The sequence below is a fragment of the Pseudomonas sp. OE 28.3 genome, assembly GCF_014268205.2.
Taxonomy (GTDB): Bacteria; Pseudomonadota; Gammaproteobacteria; order Pseudomonadales; family Pseudomonadaceae; genus Aquipseudomonas; species Aquipseudomonas edaphica.
On the sequence record NZ_CP077082.1, the window covers coordinates 2,968,902 to 2,988,206 of the forward strand.

The window sequence follows — 19,305 nt, forward strand, 5'->3', positions numbered from 1 at the left end:
TATACCTGTTTTTTCTCTCAGGAATAGGCAAATGAAATATTGGATGCTGTTGTGGCTGTTACTGGCCACCAATGTGCTGGCGGCCCCACGTAGCCAAGGGACGCCTGGGGAGTTTGATTTTTATGTGTTGTCGCTGTCATGGTCGCCGACGTTCTGCCTGACGCACCCTGGCAACGAGCAATGCACGGGCAAAGGCTACGGGTTTGTGTTGCACGGGCTTTGGCCGCAGTACGCCAAGGGCGGCTGGCCCGCGTCGTGCGATACGCAATCGCGATTGTCGGCGGCGGACCTGGCCAAAGGTGCGCTGATCTTCCCCACGCAGGCGTTGCTCAAGCACGAGTGGGCCAAACACGGCACCTGCAGCGGGCTGGACGCTTCGCGTTACCTGGAGGCCACCGATACGGCCTTGGCCAACGTGCAGATTCCGCAGCAGTTGCAGCCGTTCAATGTGCCCAATTACATGGATGCACAAGCGATCGAGAGCCTGTTCCGCCAGAGCAACCCGGCCATGGGCAACCATGGCATGGCGGTCATTTGCAAAGGCAAGGTGCTGTCTGAAGTACGCGTGTGCCTGAGCAAAGAGCTGCGTTTTGCCGGCTGCCCCCGCAGTGTTAAGAGCCAATGCAGGGGCGGTGATATCCGCATTCCGGTTCAGCGTTGATCAACTGTCGGGGTGCAAGGCGATGGCGCCAACCGCCGTTGCACTCGACGCGCCGGCGCGATCCGCCAGGTAACGCGCCGGCGGCTGGCCCACGGCTTTACGGAACATGGTGATAAAGCCGCTGGCGTTCTCGTAACCCAGGTCCAGCGCTACCCGTTGCACGCTTTCACCCTTGGCCAGGCGTTGCAGTGACAGAATCACATGTAACTGCCGGCGCCAGCGGCCGAAACTCAAACCCAGCTCCTCCAGCAGCAGGCGCGTCATGCTGCGCTCGCTCATGCCGATGCGCTGTGCCCATTGTTCGAGCGTGGACTTGTCGCTGGGGTCTGCCAGCAAACTGTCGGCCAGGCGCCGCAGTCGCAGGTCCTGGGGCATGGGCAGGTGCAAGTCTTCAATGGGGGCTTGGGCCAGTTCGTCCAACAGTGTGTTGATCAAGCGTCCCTGCGCACCGTTTTCCTCGTACAAGTGCGGAAAACTCACCGCCTTGCTGATCAACTCATGCAACAGCCCGGACACGGCCAACGTGCAGCCTTGGGTGGGCAGAGCGCCGGCGGCGTCCGGGTCGATCAGCAGGCAATACACCTCAGCCTCTCCGGCACCCCGCGCGGCATGGGCCAGGCCGCCGGGAATCCAGAGTGCGCACTGGGGCGGCACGATCCAGATACCGGCCTCGATCTGGCAATGAATCACCCCGCGCAGGGTGTACATCAACTGGCCTTTGCGGTGCGAGTGCGGCGTATGTTCCCAACGCTCGGACGTGCTGGTGGCGCCTACGGCGACCACTGCGCGCGGGATCAGGTCGGCGTCCCTGGACCGGGACAGGTCGCGTTCTTCAAGGCGGTGGCGTTGCATGGCGGATTCGCTATTTGGCCGAATTGCGAAATATTCTGGCTATTCTGTGCAATGCCGTCCAGTCGCAAGATCTCTATAGTGAGAGCCACTCTCATTTAGGAGCTTTGCCATGCGACTCGACAGTTCAACCTTTCCCGTGGTGAAAATCGTGTTTGACGCGCCTAACGAAGGCGGCCCGGAGGATGCTTTTGCGGTGTTCGAAAGCCTGCTGGCTCGCCAGCAAGCGTTTGTGCTGCTGCACGAAAAAGCCGTCGACGAAAACAACCACGAGCACTCTCACGAGGAGCGTAAACACGCCTCGATCTGGATGAAAAAAAACAAACAGGCGCTGCGCACTTACGTCAAAGGCATGATCCAGGTGGAACCCAGCGCCGCGCAACGCCTGGCCCTCAAGCCATTTGCGCTGATGTTCGGCAAGGCCTGGGGCTACCCGCTGCTGGTGGTGGAATCCAGGGAGCGCGCCTGGGCGCTGGCGCGGGATGTACTCGATGAGCAGGTGTCGGATGTGGCGCATTTTTGAAGTGCCCGATCGTTGCGCTATCGTTCCCATGCTCCGCGTGGGCATGCATCCTGTGACGCTCCGCGTCACGACTTCAGGTGCGGGACGCGGAGCGTCCGAGGCGGCATTCCCACATTGGTTGAATGGTGTGCTTGCGGACGCATTAAAGTATCCTCCGCGCCCCGCTTATCACTGATTCAATAAGAATGACCGGACAAGACATGCAGGCACTGCTGGAATCGATCCTGAGCGAAGTTCGCCCCCTGATCGGCCAGGGTAAAGTCGCCGACTACATTCCCGCACTCGCCGATGTACCTGCCAATCAGCTTGGCATCGCCGTGTACGGCAACGATGGCTCGGCCTATTGCGCAGGCGATGCCGACACGCTGTTCTCGGTACAGAGCATCTCCAAGGTGTTCAGCCTGGTGCAGGCCATCGACCATGGCGGCGAAACCATCTGGGAGCGCCTGGGCCACGAGCCTTCGGGGCAACCGTTCAATTCCATGGTGCAGCTGGAGTTCGAACGCGGCCGCCCGCGCAATCCCTTCATCAATGCCGGCGCCCTGGTGATCTGCGACATCAACCAGTCACGCTTCGCCGTGCCGATTTTGTCGATGCGTGACTTTGTGCGGCGCCTGTCGGGTAACCCGCAAATCCTGGTCAACAGCGTCGTCGCCGACTCCGAGGCCCAGCACGGCGCGCGCAACGCGGCCATGGCCTATTTGATGAAGTCCTTCGGCAACTTCCACAACGACGTCGACGCGGTGCTGCACAGTTACTTCAACTACTGCGCGCTGCAAATGAGCTGCCTGGATTTGGCCCGGGCATTCAGCTTCCTGGCCAACGAGGGCGTAAGTGCCCACAGTGGCGAGCAGATTTTGACCGCGCGCCAGACCAAGCAGGTCAACTCGATCATGGCCACCAGCGGGCTGTATGACGAGGCGGGCAACTTTGCCTACCGTGTGGGTTTGCCGGGCAAGAGTGGCGTCGGCGGCGGAATTGTCGCCGTGGTGCCGGGGCAGTTTACGGTGTGCGTGTGGTCGCCGGAATTGAATGCGGCGGGGAACTCGCTGGCGGGGATGAAGGCGTTGGAGTTGCTGAGTGAGCGGATTGGGTGGTCGGTGTTTTGAGTGCCTGGGGATTCACGCTGATGCATGAATCCCCTTGCTGATCAGGACTTACGAGGCTTCACGAACAGATCAAGCATCAAAAACAATGCCCCGGCTGTAATTGCGATATCGGCAATATTGAACACGCCGGTATGTGTTGGCCCCACGTTCAGCACCATGTAATCCACGACATGCCCGTCGCGAAACACACGGTCGATCAAGTTGGCGATACCGCCCAAGGCAATTGCGTAAAGCGGCAAGACTTTACGCAGCGGCTGGCTCCAGTTGGAAAGCGACCACCACATGGCCCACGTCACCACGACGGCTACGCCAACGATAAAGATCAGCTGTTTGACCTGCGGCGGCAATGCGGCGCCCAGGCTGAGGAAGGCGCCTGGGTTGAGGCTCAGTTCCAGCGCAAGGTTGAGAGGGCTGGAGCCAATTTTGAAGCTGCTGGCTTGCAGCGAAACCAGGGCCAGCAGTTTGACTAGCTGGTCCACGGCAATAAAGGCAATGCCGGCGAGGAGGGCGAAGGTGCGGCTTCGTAGAAGGGGCGAGGTACTCAAGCGGTAACTTCCTGTTCCGGTCTGTCGATAGAGCGCCCGAAGATAGCTCAGGCGCTCTACCTCGTCCATCTTCAGGCGGCTGGGTGGGCCACGTTCAGGGCTTTGTCCACCAGCAACTGCACACCTTCGAGCATGCGGCAGATGCCCAGCGCGACATTGCGTTGGGAGCCGTCGATTTCAAACGCCAGGTGGTTGGCGATATCGCTGATGGACGCCAAGTCCTGGGAAGCGTTGACCAGCAGGGTTTCGGTGCCCAGGTCGGCGCGCACGGTGAAGATGCCTTCACTGGGTTCGGGAATGGGTTTGCCGGGGTTGAGGTAGTGGGCGATCGCACGGTAGGCCACTTCGTGCAGGGTGCTGGTGTCGTAGTCTGGCTGGCCTGGGGGATTTGGGCTGTCTTTGATCATGGTGAAGCTCCTTTATAAATGGAGCTGCCACGATTCGCGGTCAAACGAATTAGGGTGGCAGCTATACGCGGGTTGACCGACCGGCTAAAGAAGCAAATCCGGCATACCCGAAGGTATCCCGCGTACAGCTGCCGCGACACGATACATCAGGCGTAAAAAAAACGCCCAGGATCGGTGTGGGTGCAGTTGCTCTTTAAAGTCGGACGGTCAAATCCGGCCGCTGAATTGGCAGCGACGGCACAGAGATTAGTCAGCCCACTTCCGACCGACAACCTGAAACCACTGTGGGAAATATCTGAACGCACACGATCTCCTGTGGGAGCTGGCTTGCCTGCGATAGCCATAGGTATCTACACAACCGGTTAACACGAAGTCTGTGGCAGGTGGGCTGTTGTGGCGAGCAGGACAAGCCTGCTCGCCACAGGAGAAATAGGCTGCTTTTAAAAGTTGTGTAGATACCTATGCTGCGATAGCAGTGTGTCAGTCAACCCATGCGGTACTGAAAGGCCGTCATCGCAGGCAAGCCAGCTCCCACCTATTGATCTTCATCGGTTTTGAGGTTGATCGTTCACAACGCGTGGAAACGATCTTCAGGCGGCTGGGTGCGCTACGTTCAGAGCTTTGTCCACCAGCAGTTGCACACCTTCGAGCATGCGGCAGATGCCCAGCGCGACATTGCGTTGGGAGCCGTCGATTTCAAACGCCAGGTGGTTGGCGATATCGCTGATGGACGCCAAGTCCTGGGAAGCGTTGACCAGCAGGGTTTCGGTGCCCAGGTCGGCTCGCACGGTGAAGATGCCTTCACTGGGTTCGGGAATGGGTTTGCCGGGGTTGAGGTAGTGGGCGATCGCACGGTAGGCCACTTCGTGCAGAGTGCTGGTGTCGTAGTCTGGCTGGCCTGGGGGATTTGGGCTGTCTTTGATCATGGTGAAGGTCCTAAGATTAAGTGGAGCTGCCAACGTTCGCGGTCAAGCGAAGAGGGTGGCAGCTGTACACGGGTTGACCGACCGGCAATCAAAGGAAATCCGGCATACCCGAAGGTATCCCGCATACAGCCACCGCAACACGATACCTCAGGCGTGAAAAAAACACCTGAAATAGGTTAGAGCCAAGCTGTACTTTAATTAATCGGACGGTCAAATCCGGCCGCTGAATTGGCAGCGACGGCACAGAGATTAGTCAGCCCACTTCCGACCGACAACCTGAAACCCTTGTGGGAAATATCTGAACGCACGCGATCACCTGTGGGAGCTGGCTTGCCTGCGATAGCAGTGTGTCAGTCAACCCATCCGGCACTGAAAGGCCGCTATCGCAGGCAAGCCAGCTCCCACAGGTTGATCTTCATCGCTCTTTGATGGCGAGTGTCATACCTGCGAGCTATGAACCAGGCGCAAACCAGCGTATCCAACCCGCCCATAACAGCATGAGCACGCCGACACACAGCAGTACGGCGTACACCGGCCGTACGCGGCGGACGCGGTCTTGCAGTGCGCCAAGGGTGCAGAGTGCAATGAGCAGCGCGAACACCCAGCGGGGCAGGTGGGCGGTGATGCCTAAACGGTTTCGTGCCCGTGGCTTGATCGGCGAAGTGTTGCGGGTTGCGGGTTTTGGCCGGTTCATGGACGAGTCCTTTCGCTCATGATGAATGGGTGAGCCAATCGATGATTGCGCTCTCGACTGGCTAAGCTAGCGCAGTTTGTGGGAGGCGTAACCTGTGAGAATTGACAGTTTTTTGAACTGTTTTGGCATTCACCGGAGATTCAATGTGGGAGCTGGCTTGCCTGCGATAGCAGTGTGTCAGCCAACCCATGCGGTACTGGAAGATCGTTATCGCAGGCAAGCCAGCTCCCACAGGTTGATCTTCATTGGGGTGGAGATTTGCGTTTGTTCCAAACAAAAAATGCGCCCCAGAGGGCGCATTTTTTTGTTCGGTCAGCAATCACCTAATCAAGCAATCGCATCCCAAGCCCGATCACCGTGCTCGTCTTTAATCCGAGTCGGCAAGCCCATCACGTCCAGCGCCTTCAGGAACGGCTCAGCCGGCAGTTCCTCAACGTTGGCCATGTGTTTCACATCCCACTCGCCACGCGCTACCAGCAGCGCAGCGGCTACCGGAGGCACGCCTGCGGTGTAGGAGATGCCTTGGCTGTCGGTCTCGGCAAAGGCTTCTTCATGGCACGCCACGTTGTAGATGAACATCTCACGTGGCTGGCCGCCTTTGGTGCCTTTGACCAGGTCACCGATGCAGGTTTTGCCGGTGTAGCCGGGGGCGAGCGAAGACGGGTCGGGCAGCACGGCCTTGACCAGTTTAAGCGGTACGACTTCCAGGCCTTCGGCGGTGGTGACCGGTTTTTCGGAGAGCAGGCCGAGGTTTTTCAATACGGTGAACACGTTGATGTAGTGTTCGCCGAAGCTCATCCAGAAACGCACGTTGGGCACGTCGAGGTTTTTCGACAGCGAGTGCACTTCATCGTGGCCGGTAAGGTAGAGGTTCTGCGAACCGACGACCGGCAGGTCGTCGGTGCGTTTGACTTCGAACATGGTGTTGCTGGTCCACTGGCTGTTCTGCCAGCTCCACACCTGCCCGGTGAACTCGCGGAAGTTGATTTCCGGGTCGAAGTTGGTGGCGAAGTATTTGCCATGGCTGCCGGCATTGACGTCGAGAATATCGATTGAATCAATGCGGTCGAAATGCTGTTGCTGCGCCAGCGCGGCATACGCGTTGACGACACCCGGGTCGAAGCCCACGCCAAGGATGGCGGTGATGTTCTTCTGTTTGCACTCTTCCAGGTGGTTCCATTCATAGTTGCCGTACCACGGCGGGGTCTCGCAGACCTTGCCCGGCTCTTCGTGAATGGCGGTGTCCAGGTACGCAACGCCCGTGTCGATGCAGGCACGCAGTACCGACATGTTGAGGAACGCGGAACCCACGTTGATAACGATCTGCGACTCGGTCTCGCGGATCAGGGCCTTGGTCGCTTCCACGTCCAAAGCGTTCAGCGCAAAGGCCTGGATGTCGGCGGGCACCTTGAGGCTACCCTTGGCCTTGACGCTGTCGATGATGGCCTGGCATTTGGAGATGTTGCGCGACGCGATAGCAATACGACCGAGTTCGTCGTTGTGCTGCGCGCACTTGTGGGCCACCACCTTGGCGACACCTCCTGCACCAATGATAAGAACGTTCTTTTTCAATTGCTTTATCTCTCCTTTATCCGCCAGCTTACGAAAGGCTGGACAGGTAGTCGTCGTAACCAAATTCACGAACCACCTCGACTGTACCGTCGAGTTGTTTCACTACGATGGACGGCATTTTCAGGCCGTTGAACCAGTTTTTCTTGACCATGGTGTAGCCTGCGGTGTCGATGAACGACAGCCGATCGCCGATGGCCAGCGGACGATCAAATTGATACTCGCCGAAGATGTCCCCGGCCAGGCAGGATTTGCCGCACACCATCACGGTGTGTTCGCCGTCGCTCGGCGTTAATTTGGCGTTGAGGCGGTAGATCAGCAAGTCCAGCAGGTGAGCTTCGATGGAGCTGTCTACCACGGCGAGGTTCTTGCCGTTGTAGAGGGTGTCGAGCACGGTGACTTCCAGCGAGGCGCTGTTGGTGATCGCTGCTTCACCCGGTTCCAGATACACCTGCACGCCGTACTGCTCGGAGAACGCTTTCAAGCGCGCGCAGAACGCGTCCACGGCATAGTCTTCACCGGTGAAGTGGATGCCGCCGCCAAGGCTGACCCACTCGACCTTGTGCAGCAGCGCGCCGAAGCGTTCTTCGATGGTGCCGAGCATTTTGTCGAACAGGCTGAAGTCGCCGTTCTCACAGTTGTTGTGAAACATGAAGCCCGAGATTTGATCAATCACGCCTTCGATCTTCACCGGGTCCCATTCGCCCAGGCGGCTGAACGGGCGCGCCGGGTCGGCGAGCAAATAGTCGGAGCTGCTCACCTGCGGGTTGACGCGCAGGCCGCGGGTCTTGCCTTCGCTGCGTTCGGCAAAACGTTGCAGTTGGCTGATGGAGTTGAAGATGATCTTGTCGCAGTTCTCCAGCATCTCTTCGATTTCGTCATCGGCCCAGGCCACGCTGTAGGCGTGCGCTTCACCTTCGAACTTCTGGCGACCGAGCTTCAATTCATACAGCGACGACGAGGTGGTGCCGTCCATGTATTGCTGCATCAGGTCAAACACCGACCAGGTAGCAAAGCACTTGAGCGCCAGCAAAGCCTTGGCGCCGGACTGCTCGCGCACGTAAGCAATCTTCTGCATGTTGACCAGAAGCTTCTGTTTATCGATGAGGTAGTACGGCGTTTTGATCATTTTTGAGAGCCTGCGGCGGTGCCTGCCAAAAAAGGACACGCATTGTGCCCGCACTTGGATCAGATCGAAAGGTTAGCGGGCGGATTTGCTGAACCCTACGTCGCAATAAAGACATTCTCGTGAACCCTGGCTGCCATTAAACCGTCATCTCCCTGGCACCGTCCTGCCACATTCCCCCGTTACTGTCCTCGCCAATGAGATCGATCTCAAGCGAGTGACAATGACTGATTTGAAAGACGTTGCGCAGTTGGCCGGTGTATCCCGCGCCACTGCCGCCCGCACCTTCGCCTCCCCGGAGCAGGTGCGCGAGGCCACCCGTGAGCAGGTGTTCGCTGCTGCCCGTGAGCTGGGTTTTCGGCCCAACCTGCTCGGCCGCCAGTTGCGCCTGCAAACCACCCATCTGATCGGTGTGGTGGTGCCCAACCTGCTCAACCCGGTGTTTGCCGAACAGTTCCAGGCCATGGAGCGCGCAGCGCGGCTGCGTGGCTACAGCTTGTTGCTGGCGACCACCGATTACAGCTGCGAGCGCGAAAGCGTGGTGGTCGAAGAGCTGCTGCGCCAGCGTGTGGATGGCTTGGTACTGACCGTCACCGACGCCGAGAGCAGCAGCGTGCTGAACAGCCTGGCTATGGAGCAAACCCCGTTTGTGCTGGCTTACCACCAGCCGAGCAACCCCGGCTACAGTGCGGTGTCGGTTGATAACCGCGCGGGCATGGCGCTGGCCACGCGGTATTTGCTTGAGGCCGGGCACCGACGCATCAGCATGGTCGCCGGGCCCGCCTTGCAATCGGACCGTGCGCGACTGCGCTACGCCGGGTATTGCGATGCGATGAAAGCGTATGGCCTTCAACCGCGCGCCGTGATCGAAATGCCGGCGCACACCCAGGCCGAATTTGCCGCGATCCAGCCGTATCTGCAAGGCCCGGACGCGCCCACGGCGTTGGTGTGCTCTAACGATTTCCTGGCCATCAGCCTGATCGCCGAACTGCGCCGCAATGCCTGGAATGTGCCCGAGCAACTGTCGGTGATGGGCTTTGACGGTATCTCCCTTGGCACCCAGATGCACCCGACCCTGTGCAGCGTGGTGCAGCCCATTGCACTGCTGGCCAGCACGGTGATTGACCAACTGCTGGCGCAAATCGCCGGTAACGCCCCGATTTCCCATTGCTTGCCTTGCCATATCCGGCCGGGCGAAAGCACTCAACCCCATGAGGAGCCCCTCGATGCGCGCATTCAGTAAAACCCTGGCCGCTGTGTTGCTGTGCGGTGTGGCCAGCCTGGCCCAGGCCGCCGAAACCGCGATTTGCTACAACTGCCCGCCGGACTGGGCCGACTGGGGCACGCAGCTCAAGGCCATCGCCGCCAGCACTGGCGTACAGGTGCCGCTGGACAACAAGAACTCCGGCCAGTCGCTGGCGCAACTGGTGGCGGAAAAGGCCGCCCCGGTCGCTGACGTCGTGTACTACGGCGTGACGTTCGGTTTACAAGCGCAAAAAGCCGGGGTGGTGGAGGGTTACAAACCCAAGGGCTGGGAGCAGATTCCCGCAGGCTTGAAAGACCCCGAGGGCCGATGGTTCGCCATCCATTCGGGCACCCTGGGCATCATGGTCAACGTCGACGCGCTAGGCGGTTTGCCGGTGCCGCAGAGCTGGGCCGACCTGCTCAAGCCGCAATACAAAGGCATGGTCGGCTACCTCGACCCCTCCAGCGCATTCGTCGGCTACGTGTCTGCCGTGGCCATCAACCGTGCCCTGGGCGGCGACCTGGATAACTTCGCCCCGGCCATCGACTATTTCCAGAAACTGGCGAAAAACGCGCCCATCGTGCCCAAGCAAACCGCCTATGCACGGGTGCTGTCCGGTGAATTGCCGATCCTGGTGGATTACGACTTCAACGCCTACCGTGCCCGCTACAAGGACAACGCCAATGTTGCCTTTGTGATCCCGCAAGAGGGCAGCATCAGCGTGCCGTATGTGATGAGCCAAGTGGCCAATGCGCCGCATCGCGCCAACGCCGAGAAGGTGCTCGACTTCGTACTTTCGGACCAGGGCCAGGCGCTGTGGGCCAAGGCGTACCTGCGCCCGGTGCGCCCGGTGAAAATGCCGGCCGAGGTCGCCGCACAGTTCTTGCCCGACAGCGATTACGCCCGCGCAGGTGTCGTGGACTACCAGAAAATGGCCGCGGTGCAGGAAGCCTTCGCCGCCCGCTACCTCAACGAGGTCAAGTAAGTGGCAACTTCGACCCGACACGCGGCCTGGGCGCTGGCCCCGGCTTTTGCGGTGCTGCTCGCCTTTTGGATGTTGCCGTTGGCGCACCTGGTGGTGTTGGGCGCTGACAGCCGTGACAGCAACGGCAGCGGCTATTGGCAGGTGCTGAGCAGCGCGCAATACCTGGGCAGCCTTGGGCAAACCCTGATGCTTGCGATGGTGGTGACGCTGGTCGCGCTGTTGATCGGTGGCATCAGCGGTGTGTTTCTGGCGCGCCAGCAGTTTTTCGGGCGTTCGGCGTTGGTGGCGCTGCTCACGTTTCCCTTGGCATTTCCTGGCGTGGTGGTGGGCTTCCTGGTGATTCTGTTGGCGGGGCGTCAAGGCTTGTTTGCGGCGCTGGGGATGCACTTGGCCGGTGAGCGCTGGATCTTTGCCTATTCGTTGGCGGGGTTGTTTGTCGGCTACCTGTACTTTTCGATCCCACGGGTGATTCTCACGGTGATGGCTGCGTGCGAAAGCCTCGATCGCAGCCTCGAGGAGGCCGCGCATTCGATGGGCGCGGGGCATTGGCGCGTGGTGTGTGACGTGATCGTGCCGGGCTTGGCGCCGGCGCTGGCTTCTTGCGGGGCCATCTGCTTTGCCACCTCCATGGGCGCTTTCGGCACGGCCTTCACCCTGGGTACACGCCTGAATGTCACACCGGTGGCGATCTACAACGTGTTCACCAATTACGCCAACTTTGCCGTGGCAGCTGCGCTGTCGGTGGTGCTCGGCACGGTAACCTGGGCGGTGCTGTTGCTGACACGACGCCTGGTTAAAAACGCGGGGACTGTCCTGTGAAGCGCTCATCGCTGTTTGTGATTCAACTGCTGTTCACCCTGCTGGTGTGCGCTTTCATGCTGGTGCCGGTGTTGATGTCGTTGTTGGCCGGGTTGACGCGCAATTTCTTTGTCGGCCTGTCCAGCGGCTTGACCTTCGATTGGCTGATCCAGGTGTGGCAGGCCTACTCGCCGACGGTGTGGCTGTCGCTGCAATTGGCGCTGGCCTGCGCGGTGTGCGTCTGTGTGTTGGGTGTGCCCGCAGCGTATGCGTTAGTGCGCATGAACAACCGCTTCAGCCGTGCGTTCGAGGAACTGATGGTTCTGCCGGTAGCGATGCCGGGGCTCGCCAGTGCGTTGGCGTTACTGCTGACCTACGGCCAGTTCGGCACCTTTCGCAGCAGTTGGCTGTTCATTCTTGTCGGTCACGTACTGTTCACGCTGCCGTTTCTGGTACGCCCGGTGATGGCGGTGATGCAACGCCAGCACCTGCCAGTGCTGGAAGAGGCCGCCGCGAGCCTGGGGGCCGGGCCGATCAAGCGTTTTTTCAGTGTGGTGGTACCCAACTGCCGGGCGGGGATTCTGGCGGGCGTACTGATGGTGGTCACCCTGAGCCTGGGTGAGTTCAACCTGACGTGGATGCTTCACACGCCGATGACCAAAACCTTGCCGGTCGGTCTGGCCGACAGCTATGCCTCGGCGCGCCTGGAAATCGCCAGCGCCTACACCCTTATCTTTTTGCTGATGATCGTGCCGCTGCTGATTGCGTTGCAGGCCATCAGTGCTCGTTTGTCCCGTGGAGAGCGTCGATGACTGCTATCACTATCCGCCTGAAGGGCTGTCGCAAGGCGTTCGCCGACGGCACCGTGGCCGTGCATGACTTGAACCTGACCGTCGAAGGCGGTGAAACCCTGGCGATTCTCGGCCCGTCCGGCTGCGGCAAAACCACCACCCTGCGGCTGATCGCCGGGCTGGAACGCCCGGACGTGGGGCAGGTGTTTTTCGGCGACCAGGACGTCACCCGCCTGCCGATCGAGCGCCGCGATGTGGGCATGGTGTTCCAGAATTACGCGCTGTTTCCCAACCTGGATGTGGCCGGGAACATCGTCTATGGCTTGAAGATTCGCGGCCTGTCGCCCGTTGCGCGCAACAAGCGTTGTGAAGAACTGCTGGAACTGGTGGGTTTGCAGCACCACGGCAAACGCAGCATCCACGAATTGTCCGGGGGCCAGCGCCAACGCGTGGCCCTGGCGCGAGCCTTGGCGCCGCGCCCCAAAGTGCTGTTGCTGGACGAGCCGTTGGCAGCCCTGGATGCGCAATTACGCGAGCGTTTGCGCAGTGAGTTGGATGAGCTGTTGCGTGGGTTGGGCATCACCTCGGTATTTGTCACCCACGACCAAGGCGAAGCCATGGCCCTGGGCGATCGCATCCTGGTCATGGAGCGGGGCCGTGTTGCGCAACTGGCCAGCCCGCGGGAGATCTACCAGCAACCGGCCAATGCGTTCGTCGCAGGCTTTGTCGGCAACCTCAATGCCTTTGTGGTGCTTGATCGCACCGCCCACGGCCTGAAAGTCTGCGGCGGCGAGTTGCCGTGGCACAGGGCTGACTCGCCGAGCACCGTCTATTGCCGGCCCGAACACTTGCGGGTGATGGAAGACGAAGGGCACGTGCACGGCCATCTTGTGGCGCAATTCTTCCAGGGTGCACAAAGCCGCCTGCTGGTGGATGTCGGTGGCGCCCAACCGCTGCTGGTGGACAGCAGCGACAACCTATTGCACAGCGTCGGCGCACCGATTGCCCTGGCGATTGCGCCACACAAGTTATTTACCCTCAATGCTTGAGAATTTACTGTGAACCGTCCGTTTGTTGTTGCCCAGATCAGCGACCTGCACCTGAAAGCCGGTAATCGCCTCACCTATGGCGTGGTCGACACGCTGGGCGCACTGCGCCGTGCCGTCGACCATCTGAATGCCAGTGACCCACGGCCCGACATCGTGGTGGTCAGCGGCGACCTGGTGGATTTTGGTCGCGCCGATGAATACGCCGTGCTGCACCCGGAGCTGTCGCGCCTGCACATGCCTTGCTATCTGGTGCCGGGCAACCATGACACGCGTGGGCCATTGCTGGATGCATTTGGCGATCACCGTTATTTGCCGACGTCGGCGGATGGCCCGTTGGACTGGGTTGTGGACGAGCACCCGCTGCGCTTGATCGGCCTTGATTCGACCATTCCCGGTGGCCATGGCGGGCAGTTGCTGGAGAGCCAGTTGCAATGGCTGGACGCGCAATTGGCGCAGCGTCCGCATGTACCGACCCTGCTGATCCTGCATCACCCGCCGTTTATCAGCGGCATCGGTCATATGGACCGTGAGCCATTTATCAACGCGGCTGCGTTGGAAAAGGTCGTCGCCCGTCACCCGCAAGTGGAGCGTCTGTTGTGCGGCCATTTGCACCGCCCGATGCAGCGGCGTTTTGGCGGCAGCCTGAGTTGTGTCTGCCCCGGCACCTCCCACCAGATCGTGCTCGACCTGCAAGACGCCGCGCCTGCGCATTTCAACCTGGAGCCGGCAGGTTACCTGTTGCATCGCTGGGATGAACAGCACGGGTTGATCAGCCACAACGGTGTGTTCGGGGACTACCCGGGGCCGTATCCGTTTTATGACGCCCATGGATTGATTGACTGAGGTTTCACGGAGGTCCACTTCCTTACAACCAGGTAATTGAACGTTAGTTAACGCAGCGACCCACTCACGTTTGGTCGCGTGCATCCTGCTGCCCTTTTTTTGCGCCCGGAACTTGGATTCCGCGCCGGAGTTCGCCTTGATGAAAGCCACTTTGAATGTTTTAAGCGTATTGACCGGCGGCTTGGGCATTGCCCTGAGCCCCTTGGCCTCGGCTGATTTTTTGAACGACAGCAAAGCCAACCTGAACATGCGTAACTTCTATTTCAACAACGATAACCGCGACGGCACCGCGGCGCCGTCGAAGACCGAAGAGTGGGGCCAGGCGTTTATTCTCAACTACCAGTCGGGCTTTACCGACGGCACCGTAGGCTTTGGCCTGGACGCCATCGGCATGCTCGGCCTGGCGCTCGACAGTGGTGCCGGCCGCCATGTCGGCAGCTCGATGATCCCCAACGATGACGGCAAAGCCGCCGACAGCTGGGCCCGTGGTGGTGCGACCGCCAAGGCGCGTTTCGCCAAGAGCGAGCTGCGCTACGGCTACCTGCGCCCAAACCTGCCGATTCTGGTGAGCAACGATGGCCGCCTGTTGCCGCAGTCTTTCGAAGGTGGGCAGATTACCAGTAAAGATATCGACAACCTGACCTTGATTGGCGGCCAACTGCAACACACCACCGGTCGCGGGTCCAGCGACCGCAGTGGCCTGGCAGCGGCAGGCGGCACCCAGGAAAGCAATAAATTCAACTACGCCGGTGCCGACTATCAAATCAACAAGGACCTGCTGGTGCAGTACTACTACGCCAACCTTGAAGACTATTACCAACAACACTTTGCCGGGCTGATCCATGTGTTGCCGCTGGGTGATTACGGTTCACTGAAAACCGACCTGCGTTATTTCAAGACCACCTCCGACGGCAAAAACAGCAATGCCGCCGGCCGTGCAGAAGGCTATAAGTTCAGCGGCTATACCAGTAACGGCACGGGGGAAATCGACAACAATACCTGGAGCGCCGCGTTCATCTATTCGCTCGGCCCGCACGCGATCACCGCTGGTTACCAGCAAGTCTCGGACGACAGCAACTTCGCCCAACTCAACCAAGGCGGTCTGGTGAATAAAGGGGAGGGCGGCTCCAGCCTGTACCTCTACACCGACCGTACCGTGCAAACTTTTATCCAGGCGGGTGAACGCACGGCGTTCGCCCAATACGCCTACGACTTCGTCGCGCTCGGCGTGCCCGGCCTGAAAGCGTCGGTGATGTACTTGAAGGGCGACCACATCCTCACCGTCAGCGGCAACAACGCCAGCGAATGGGAACGGGATATCTCCCTGGACTACGTGGTGCAAAGCGGTCCGTTCAAGAACGTCGGGTTCGGCTGGCGCAATGGCGTGTCGCGCAGCGAAGTCGCGCGGGACCAGGACCAGAACCGGGTATTTGTGAATTACTCGATTCCGTTGATGTAAGGCTCAAGGACCGGTGACGCCCGGCACAAGCAATTTCGCGTGGGTTGCTGTGCCATTGGTTATCTGATGAAAGCCGCAGCGCAGATAAAACGCTGCGGCTTCTGGTGTGTCGGTGGTCAGGTGTACCTGTTGAAAATGTGCCGCTGCGTGTTCCAATAACCGTTGCACCAGCGCCTTGCCAACGTTGTGTCTGCGCATTGAGGGGGCAACGTACACTCGGCGTAACCGGCCGGTGTCTGGATTGGAGTACGGATCACGTGAAACACCTCCGATCGCAATCAACAGGTCGTGACGAAACACGCCCAATAGGCACTCACCAGGTTTGTCAAACCGCAGGGTGCCGTTTTCCCATTCGCTGACAAGCCGGGTCAAAAATCTGACCGCATTGGATGATTCTATCGTTTGGCCGGCTGACACTCTACCTGTGGCGAGGGAGCTTGCTCCCGCTGGGGCGCGCAGCGGCCCCGATTTAATGTGTAGCGGGCGCCCAGGGACTCACTACAGAGTGTGGCTTCGGGACTGCTGCGCAGCCCAGCGGGAGCAAGCTCCCTCGCCACGTGTGCGCCAATCAACCACAAACGTTCAAGATTGCGCACCACCCCGCTCAGTAGACTCGCCCGACTTCTTCTACTGCAGGTTCGCCATGGACATTTTCCTTTACGCGTTCAGCGTCATGTACAGCCCCGGTCCGGTCAATTTGATGGGCCTCAATGCCGGGCTTACGGGCAAATTGCGTCGCTCCAGCGGTTTCTACATCGGCGTGGGCTGCGCGATGCTGCTGATGTTCGTGCTGTTTGGCTACACCGGCGAAGCGATCATCTCCCAGGCGGCATTGCCGTATATTTCTTTGATTGGCGGCGTGTACACGCTGTACCTCGCCTACCAGGTGTTCACCGCACGTACCGAAGTGGATGACGCCCCAAGCACGCCTGCCAAAACCTTGACCTTCTGGAATGGCCTGGTGATCCAGTTGCTCAACCCCAAGGGCATCGTCGCGGTGTTGCCAATCACCAGCGTGATGTTGCCGGCGGCGCATATCACCGGGGCCTCGATCTTTGGCGTGTCGGCCTTACTGGGGCTGGGGGCGGTCGGAGCGCCGTGGGTTTACGCATTGTTGGGCGCACTGTTGGGGCGGCGGATCAACGGGGCGGCGGCGTTTACCTGGTTCAACCGCTGCATGGGGCTGGCGTTGGCCGGGTGTGCGTATTTCATGTTTCACGCGTTCTACCTGCACGTTATTGCGCCTTGAACCCGGTGGCGCGCAGTTTCAGGCCACAGGGCGCTTGAGCTCAATGGCATCAAGGCTTTTCCAGCGGTACAGCATCACCGAGATCGCGCAGTTGGCGACAAAGATCCCGTTGATGTTGTACCCGACAGCTTGTTGCGCACTTGGCTATTGGAGTCGCTGAAAACCTGGGCAAGACGGTGGATCATCAGGTAAACCCTATGTGCAATGGTGCGACCGCGCGCAAGCTTGCGCAGCCCATGTGGGACACTTGATGGATATCGCCGACGTCGATGATGAAGTCTGTGCGGCTTTTTTTATGTTAAGTGTTGGAGAGGACGATGACGAGCATGAACGAACAATCCGCCGAGGCAGTGATCGCGTTCTGGAAGCAGGCAGGGCCAAAACGCTGGTTCGCCAAGGACGACGCGTTTGACGCAGCCTTTCGCGAGACCTTTCACGCCACGCATATGCAAGCCGCCCGGCGTGAGTTGGAAAGCTGGCTGGATTCGGCGCAGGGTGCGCTGGCCTTGCTGATTTTGCTGGATCAATACCCGCGCAATGCGTTTCGCGGCACGGCACATATGTTTGCCACCGACCCGCTGGCGCGTTTGTATGCGCGGCGGGCGGTGGACGCCGGGTTGGATCAACAGATCGAGCCCGAACTGCGCGCCTTCTGTTATCTGCCGTTTGAACATTCCGAAGACCCGGCGGACCAGCAGCGTTCGCTGGCGCTGAACCAGTATTTGGATGCCAGCACCTACCATTGGGCCAAGGAACACGCGGATATCATTGAACGGTTTGGGCGGTTTCCCCATCGCAACGCGGTATTGGCCAGGGCAACCACCCAACCCGAGCATGAGTTTCTCAAGGCCGGTGGTTTCGCCGGCTAGGCCGTGATCGTTCCCATTGCGTGGGAGCGATCATGGGCGTCCTAGACCTCGGTGGGTGCCAAGGCTGCCTTGGCGCCCACCGGACGAAAGCGCCGCAACCCCTTGAGGTCGACCGCCCAGCGCAAGGCTTCGGTGGCCGACGGGCGCTGGCCATGGCTGATTGCGCTGTCATCCTGAGTGAGCGTGCCGAGGTAACCCTGGGCACCGCCGCGCTCGCTCCAGTATTGGGTGTGGCTGAGCCAGGAGCGGGCGAGCCAGCCTTTCCAGGTGCCTACGGTGACGGGTAAATCCAGCACGCCTGCACCCATCACCGGCTTGACCGGGCCGCCGACGATATCGCCAAACAAGCCGTAGGGCGCGGGAAAGTAGAGGTTGGTCCAGCGCGTCACGGCAAACGCCGCAGCATGGTGCAGGTACTGCGGGGTAAACGGTTTTTGCCCAAGCATCACTGGCTTGCGTGCGTTATAGCCATAGCCCTTGGTGTCTTCGGTCGGTGGGCAGGCCGGCGCTTCGCGGCGTTCAATGCGTTTTTTGAAGTCACTCACACTGCGGCCCAACAACAGGCTGGCGTGGGCCATCGGGCTGCCGACGGTGACCAGGTCGCTGATGCGCCACGGATTGCCCAGGCCGCGTTGCTCGATAAATGCCTGGGCCTGCTGCTCGCGGAACCTCAAGGTGCTGCCCAGGCTGCCATCGAGGGCGGCGCCGGCGTTGGGCAATGCTTCATTAATCACCGGTTGCAACGTGGCATTGGCGGCATAACGGCTGGCCAACTCGCGGTTGCTGGGGATCACCTGGGTCAATTGGTCGTGGTGTTCATGCCACAGGTAACCGACGATGTCGTAAGCAATCACGCTGCCCAGGCTGTGGCCGACGACGATGATACGGTCGTAGTCGCCCTGGTTGTGCAGGGCGCGCAGCAACGCCACCCCGTCTGCGCGGATCTGTTCGCGAATCACCACGTTCTGCGGGTTGGGACTCAAGTAGCGCGCCGCATCGCCCAGGTAAGACAGCGCTGAATAGCGCAACCCTAGCCCGATGGCGCCAAGCAGCAGTGGCAACAGTGCGAACGGATTGTCACTGTGCTCGAACCGGCCCCAGGCCGTGGCGAGAGTGCCACTGGCAATCAGCAGCAGGAGCACCATCACCGTCCAGCGCGTGGTGCGCCAGATCGGCACGATGGCCTCGGGAATGTCACGGCGCGGGCGTTTGAAAATATCCCATAGCCAGCCCAGTAGGTGACCGACCTTGGTGCCCTGCATCTTGTGGGCCCAGTAGTATTCATAGAAGTCCGTGGAGGTGCGACCTGACGACTTCAGTACGCGCAGATCGAAATTGCGCGAAAGCCGGTCTGGCTTGCTCCAGTAAAACGGTGTGCCATCGGGCGGGGCGGCAGGGATCATCGCTTCGACGAAGCCGCGTAGCGTGTCCATTGGGCGCTGTTCGCCGATGCCGTGGATAACCACAACTGCTTGTTTCATAAGCTTATCTTCCTTGAAAGCCATGGGTGAGTGTTGCGAGTGTGGGAGCTGGTTTGCGGGGAGGCTAAACGATGTGATATTGCCACTAAGTCGCCTGTTTCCGCCAGGAATGCCTTTATCGTGGTC

Annotated in this window: 21 protein-coding genes; 12 read left to right on the forward strand and 9 right to left on the reverse strand. The window is 60.0% G+C overall.

What is annotated here, in order from left to right; genetic code table 11:
• The first annotated feature begins 31 nt into the window (after nucleotides 1-31).
• Entirely contained in the window at nucleotides 32-661 is a 630-nt protein-coding gene (locus HU759_RS13450) for a ribonuclease T2 (RefSeq protein WP_099547790.1), read from the forward strand.
• Here the strand turns inward: HU759_RS13450 and HU759_RS13455 are convergent, their stop codons facing one another.
• Nucleotides 662-1,513, reverse strand: a complete 852-nt coding sequence (locus HU759_RS13455) for a helix-turn-helix transcriptional regulator (RefSeq protein WP_017136874.1) — start codon at nucleotides 1,511-1,513, stop codon at nucleotides 662-664.
• A gap of 109 nt (nucleotides 1,514-1,622) precedes the next feature.
• Between HU759_RS13455 and HU759_RS13460 the strand changes: the two genes are divergently transcribed.
• Nucleotides 1,623-2,033 (forward strand): hypothetical protein, encoded by a 411-nt coding sequence (locus HU759_RS13460; RefSeq protein WP_099547791.1) that lies wholly within the window; start codon nucleotides 1,623-1,625, stop codon nucleotides 2,031-2,033.
• A gap of 200 nt (nucleotides 2,034-2,233) precedes the next feature.
• Nucleotides 2,234-3,142: a glutaminase B gene (gene glsB / locus HU759_RS13465; protein ID WP_017136872.1), complete on the forward strand. Its 909-nt coding sequence runs from the start codon at nucleotides 2,234-2,236 to the stop codon at nucleotides 3,140-3,142.
• Nucleotides 3,143-3,183: 41 nt separating this feature from the next.
• Here glsB and HU759_RS13470 read toward each other — a convergent pair whose 3' ends face one another.
• The 6 genes from HU759_RS13470 to HU759_RS13495 all read right to left on the reverse strand — a co-directional run bounded on the left by HU759_RS13470 (nucleotide 3,184) and on the right by HU759_RS13495 (nucleotide 8,412).
• Entirely contained in the window at nucleotides 3,184-3,687 is a 504-nt protein-coding gene (locus HU759_RS13470) for a signal peptidase II (protein ID WP_169987747.1), read from the reverse strand.
• A 71-nt stretch (nucleotides 3,688-3,758) separates the two neighbouring features.
• A complete protein-coding gene (locus HU759_RS13475) occupies nucleotides 3,759-4,094 on the reverse strand; it encodes a DUF6124 family protein (RefSeq protein WP_017136868.1) in 336 nt (111 codons plus the stop codon).
• A 590-nt stretch (nucleotides 4,095-4,684) separates the two neighbouring features.
• A complete protein-coding gene (locus tag HU759_RS13480; RefSeq protein WP_017136868.1) occupies nucleotides 4,685-5,020 on the reverse strand; it encodes a DUF6124 family protein in 336 nt (111 codons plus the stop codon).
• A gap of 451 nt (nucleotides 5,021-5,471) precedes the next feature.
• Entirely contained in the window at nucleotides 5,472-5,714 is a 243-nt protein-coding gene (locus HU759_RS13485) for a hypothetical protein (protein ID WP_186618248.1), read from the reverse strand.
• A 327-nt stretch (nucleotides 5,715-6,041) separates the two neighbouring features.
• Entirely contained in the window at nucleotides 6,042-7,286 is a 1,245-nt protein-coding gene (locus tag HU759_RS13490) for a saccharopine dehydrogenase family protein (RefSeq protein WP_017136866.1), read from the reverse strand.
• 28 nt (nucleotides 7,287-7,314) lie between these two features.
• Nucleotides 7,315-8,412, reverse strand: a complete 1,098-nt coding sequence (locus tag HU759_RS13495) for a carboxynorspermidine decarboxylase (RefSeq protein ID WP_186618246.1) — start codon at nucleotides 8,410-8,412, stop codon at nucleotides 7,315-7,317.
• Nucleotides 8,413-8,632: 220 nt separating this feature from the next.
• Between HU759_RS13495 and HU759_RS13500 the strand changes: the two genes are divergently transcribed.
• The 7 genes from HU759_RS13500 (at nucleotide 8,633) to HU759_RS13530 (ending at nucleotide 15,580) form a co-directional block, all read left to right on the forward strand.
• The gene (locus tag HU759_RS13500) at nucleotides 8,633-9,652 is read left to right on the forward strand and encodes a LacI family DNA-binding transcriptional regulator (protein ID WP_017136864.1); all 1,020 of its coding nucleotides are present in this window, start codon (nucleotides 8,633-8,635) and stop codon (nucleotides 9,650-9,652) included.
• Nucleotides 9,636-10,640, forward strand: a complete 1,005-nt coding sequence (locus HU759_RS13505) for an ABC transporter substrate-binding protein (protein WP_169987749.1) — start codon at nucleotides 9,636-9,638, stop codon at nucleotides 10,638-10,640. The genes HU759_RS13500 and HU759_RS13505 overlap by 17 nt, the downstream gene beginning before the upstream one ends.
• Complete coding sequence (locus HU759_RS13510) at nucleotides 10,641-11,459, forward strand: ABC transporter permease (protein WP_186618244.1); 819 nt, start codon at nucleotides 10,641-10,643, stop codon at nucleotides 11,457-11,459.
• Nucleotides 11,456-12,250, forward strand: coding sequence for an ABC transporter permease subunit (locus tag HU759_RS13515; RefSeq protein WP_017136861.1), 795 nt, complete (start codon nucleotides 11,456-11,458; stop codon nucleotides 12,248-12,250). Before HU759_RS13510 ends, HU759_RS13515 begins: the two co-directional genes overlap by 4 nt.
• Nucleotides 12,247-13,278, forward strand: coding sequence for an ABC transporter ATP-binding protein (locus HU759_RS13520; RefSeq protein WP_170040076.1), 1,032 nt, complete (start codon nucleotides 12,247-12,249; stop codon nucleotides 13,276-13,278). The genes HU759_RS13515 and HU759_RS13520 overlap by 4 nt, the downstream gene beginning before the upstream one ends.
• Before the next feature lie 9 nt (nucleotides 13,279-13,287).
• The gene (locus HU759_RS13525; protein WP_170040074.1) at nucleotides 13,288-14,121 is read left to right on the forward strand and encodes a phosphodiesterase; all 834 of its coding nucleotides are present in this window, start codon (nucleotides 13,288-13,290) and stop codon (nucleotides 14,119-14,121) included.
• A 139-nt stretch (nucleotides 14,122-14,260) separates the two neighbouring features.
• Nucleotides 14,261-15,580 carry an OprD family porin gene (locus HU759_RS13530; RefSeq protein ID WP_170040072.1) on the forward strand — a complete coding sequence of 440 codons (1,320 nt, stop codon included), beginning with the start codon at nucleotides 14,261-14,263 and terminating at the stop codon, nucleotides 15,578-15,580.
• Nucleotides 15,581-15,583: 3 nt separating this feature from the next.
• Here HU759_RS13530 and HU759_RS13535 read toward each other — a convergent pair whose 3' ends face one another.
• The gene (locus tag HU759_RS13535; RefSeq protein WP_225933048.1) at nucleotides 15,584-15,997 is read right to left on the reverse strand and encodes a GNAT family N-acetyltransferase; all 414 of its coding nucleotides are present in this window, start codon (nucleotides 15,995-15,997) and stop codon (nucleotides 15,584-15,586) included.
• A 226-nt stretch (nucleotides 15,998-16,223) separates the two neighbouring features.
• On the opposite strand from HU759_RS13535, the gene HU759_RS13540 reads away from it, so the two are divergent.
• On the forward strand, nucleotides 16,224-16,829 hold the full coding sequence (locus tag HU759_RS13540) for a LysE family translocator (protein ID WP_099547802.1): 606 nt from the start codon (nucleotides 16,224-16,226) through the stop codon (nucleotides 16,827-16,829).
• Between the two features lie 326 nt (nucleotides 16,830-17,155).
• Entirely contained in the window at nucleotides 17,156-17,698 is a 543-nt protein-coding gene (locus HU759_RS13545; RefSeq protein WP_026013690.1) for a DUF924 family protein, read from the forward strand.
• Between the two features lie 41 nt (nucleotides 17,699-17,739).
• On the opposite strand, the gene HU759_RS13550 is transcribed toward HU759_RS13545, so the two are convergent.
• Nucleotides 17,740-19,179 carry a hypothetical protein gene (locus HU759_RS13550; RefSeq protein ID WP_170040070.1) on the reverse strand — a complete coding sequence of 480 codons (1,440 nt, stop codon included), beginning with the start codon at nucleotides 19,177-19,179 and terminating at the stop codon, nucleotides 17,740-17,742.
• Nucleotides 19,180-19,305: the final 126 nt, after the last annotated feature.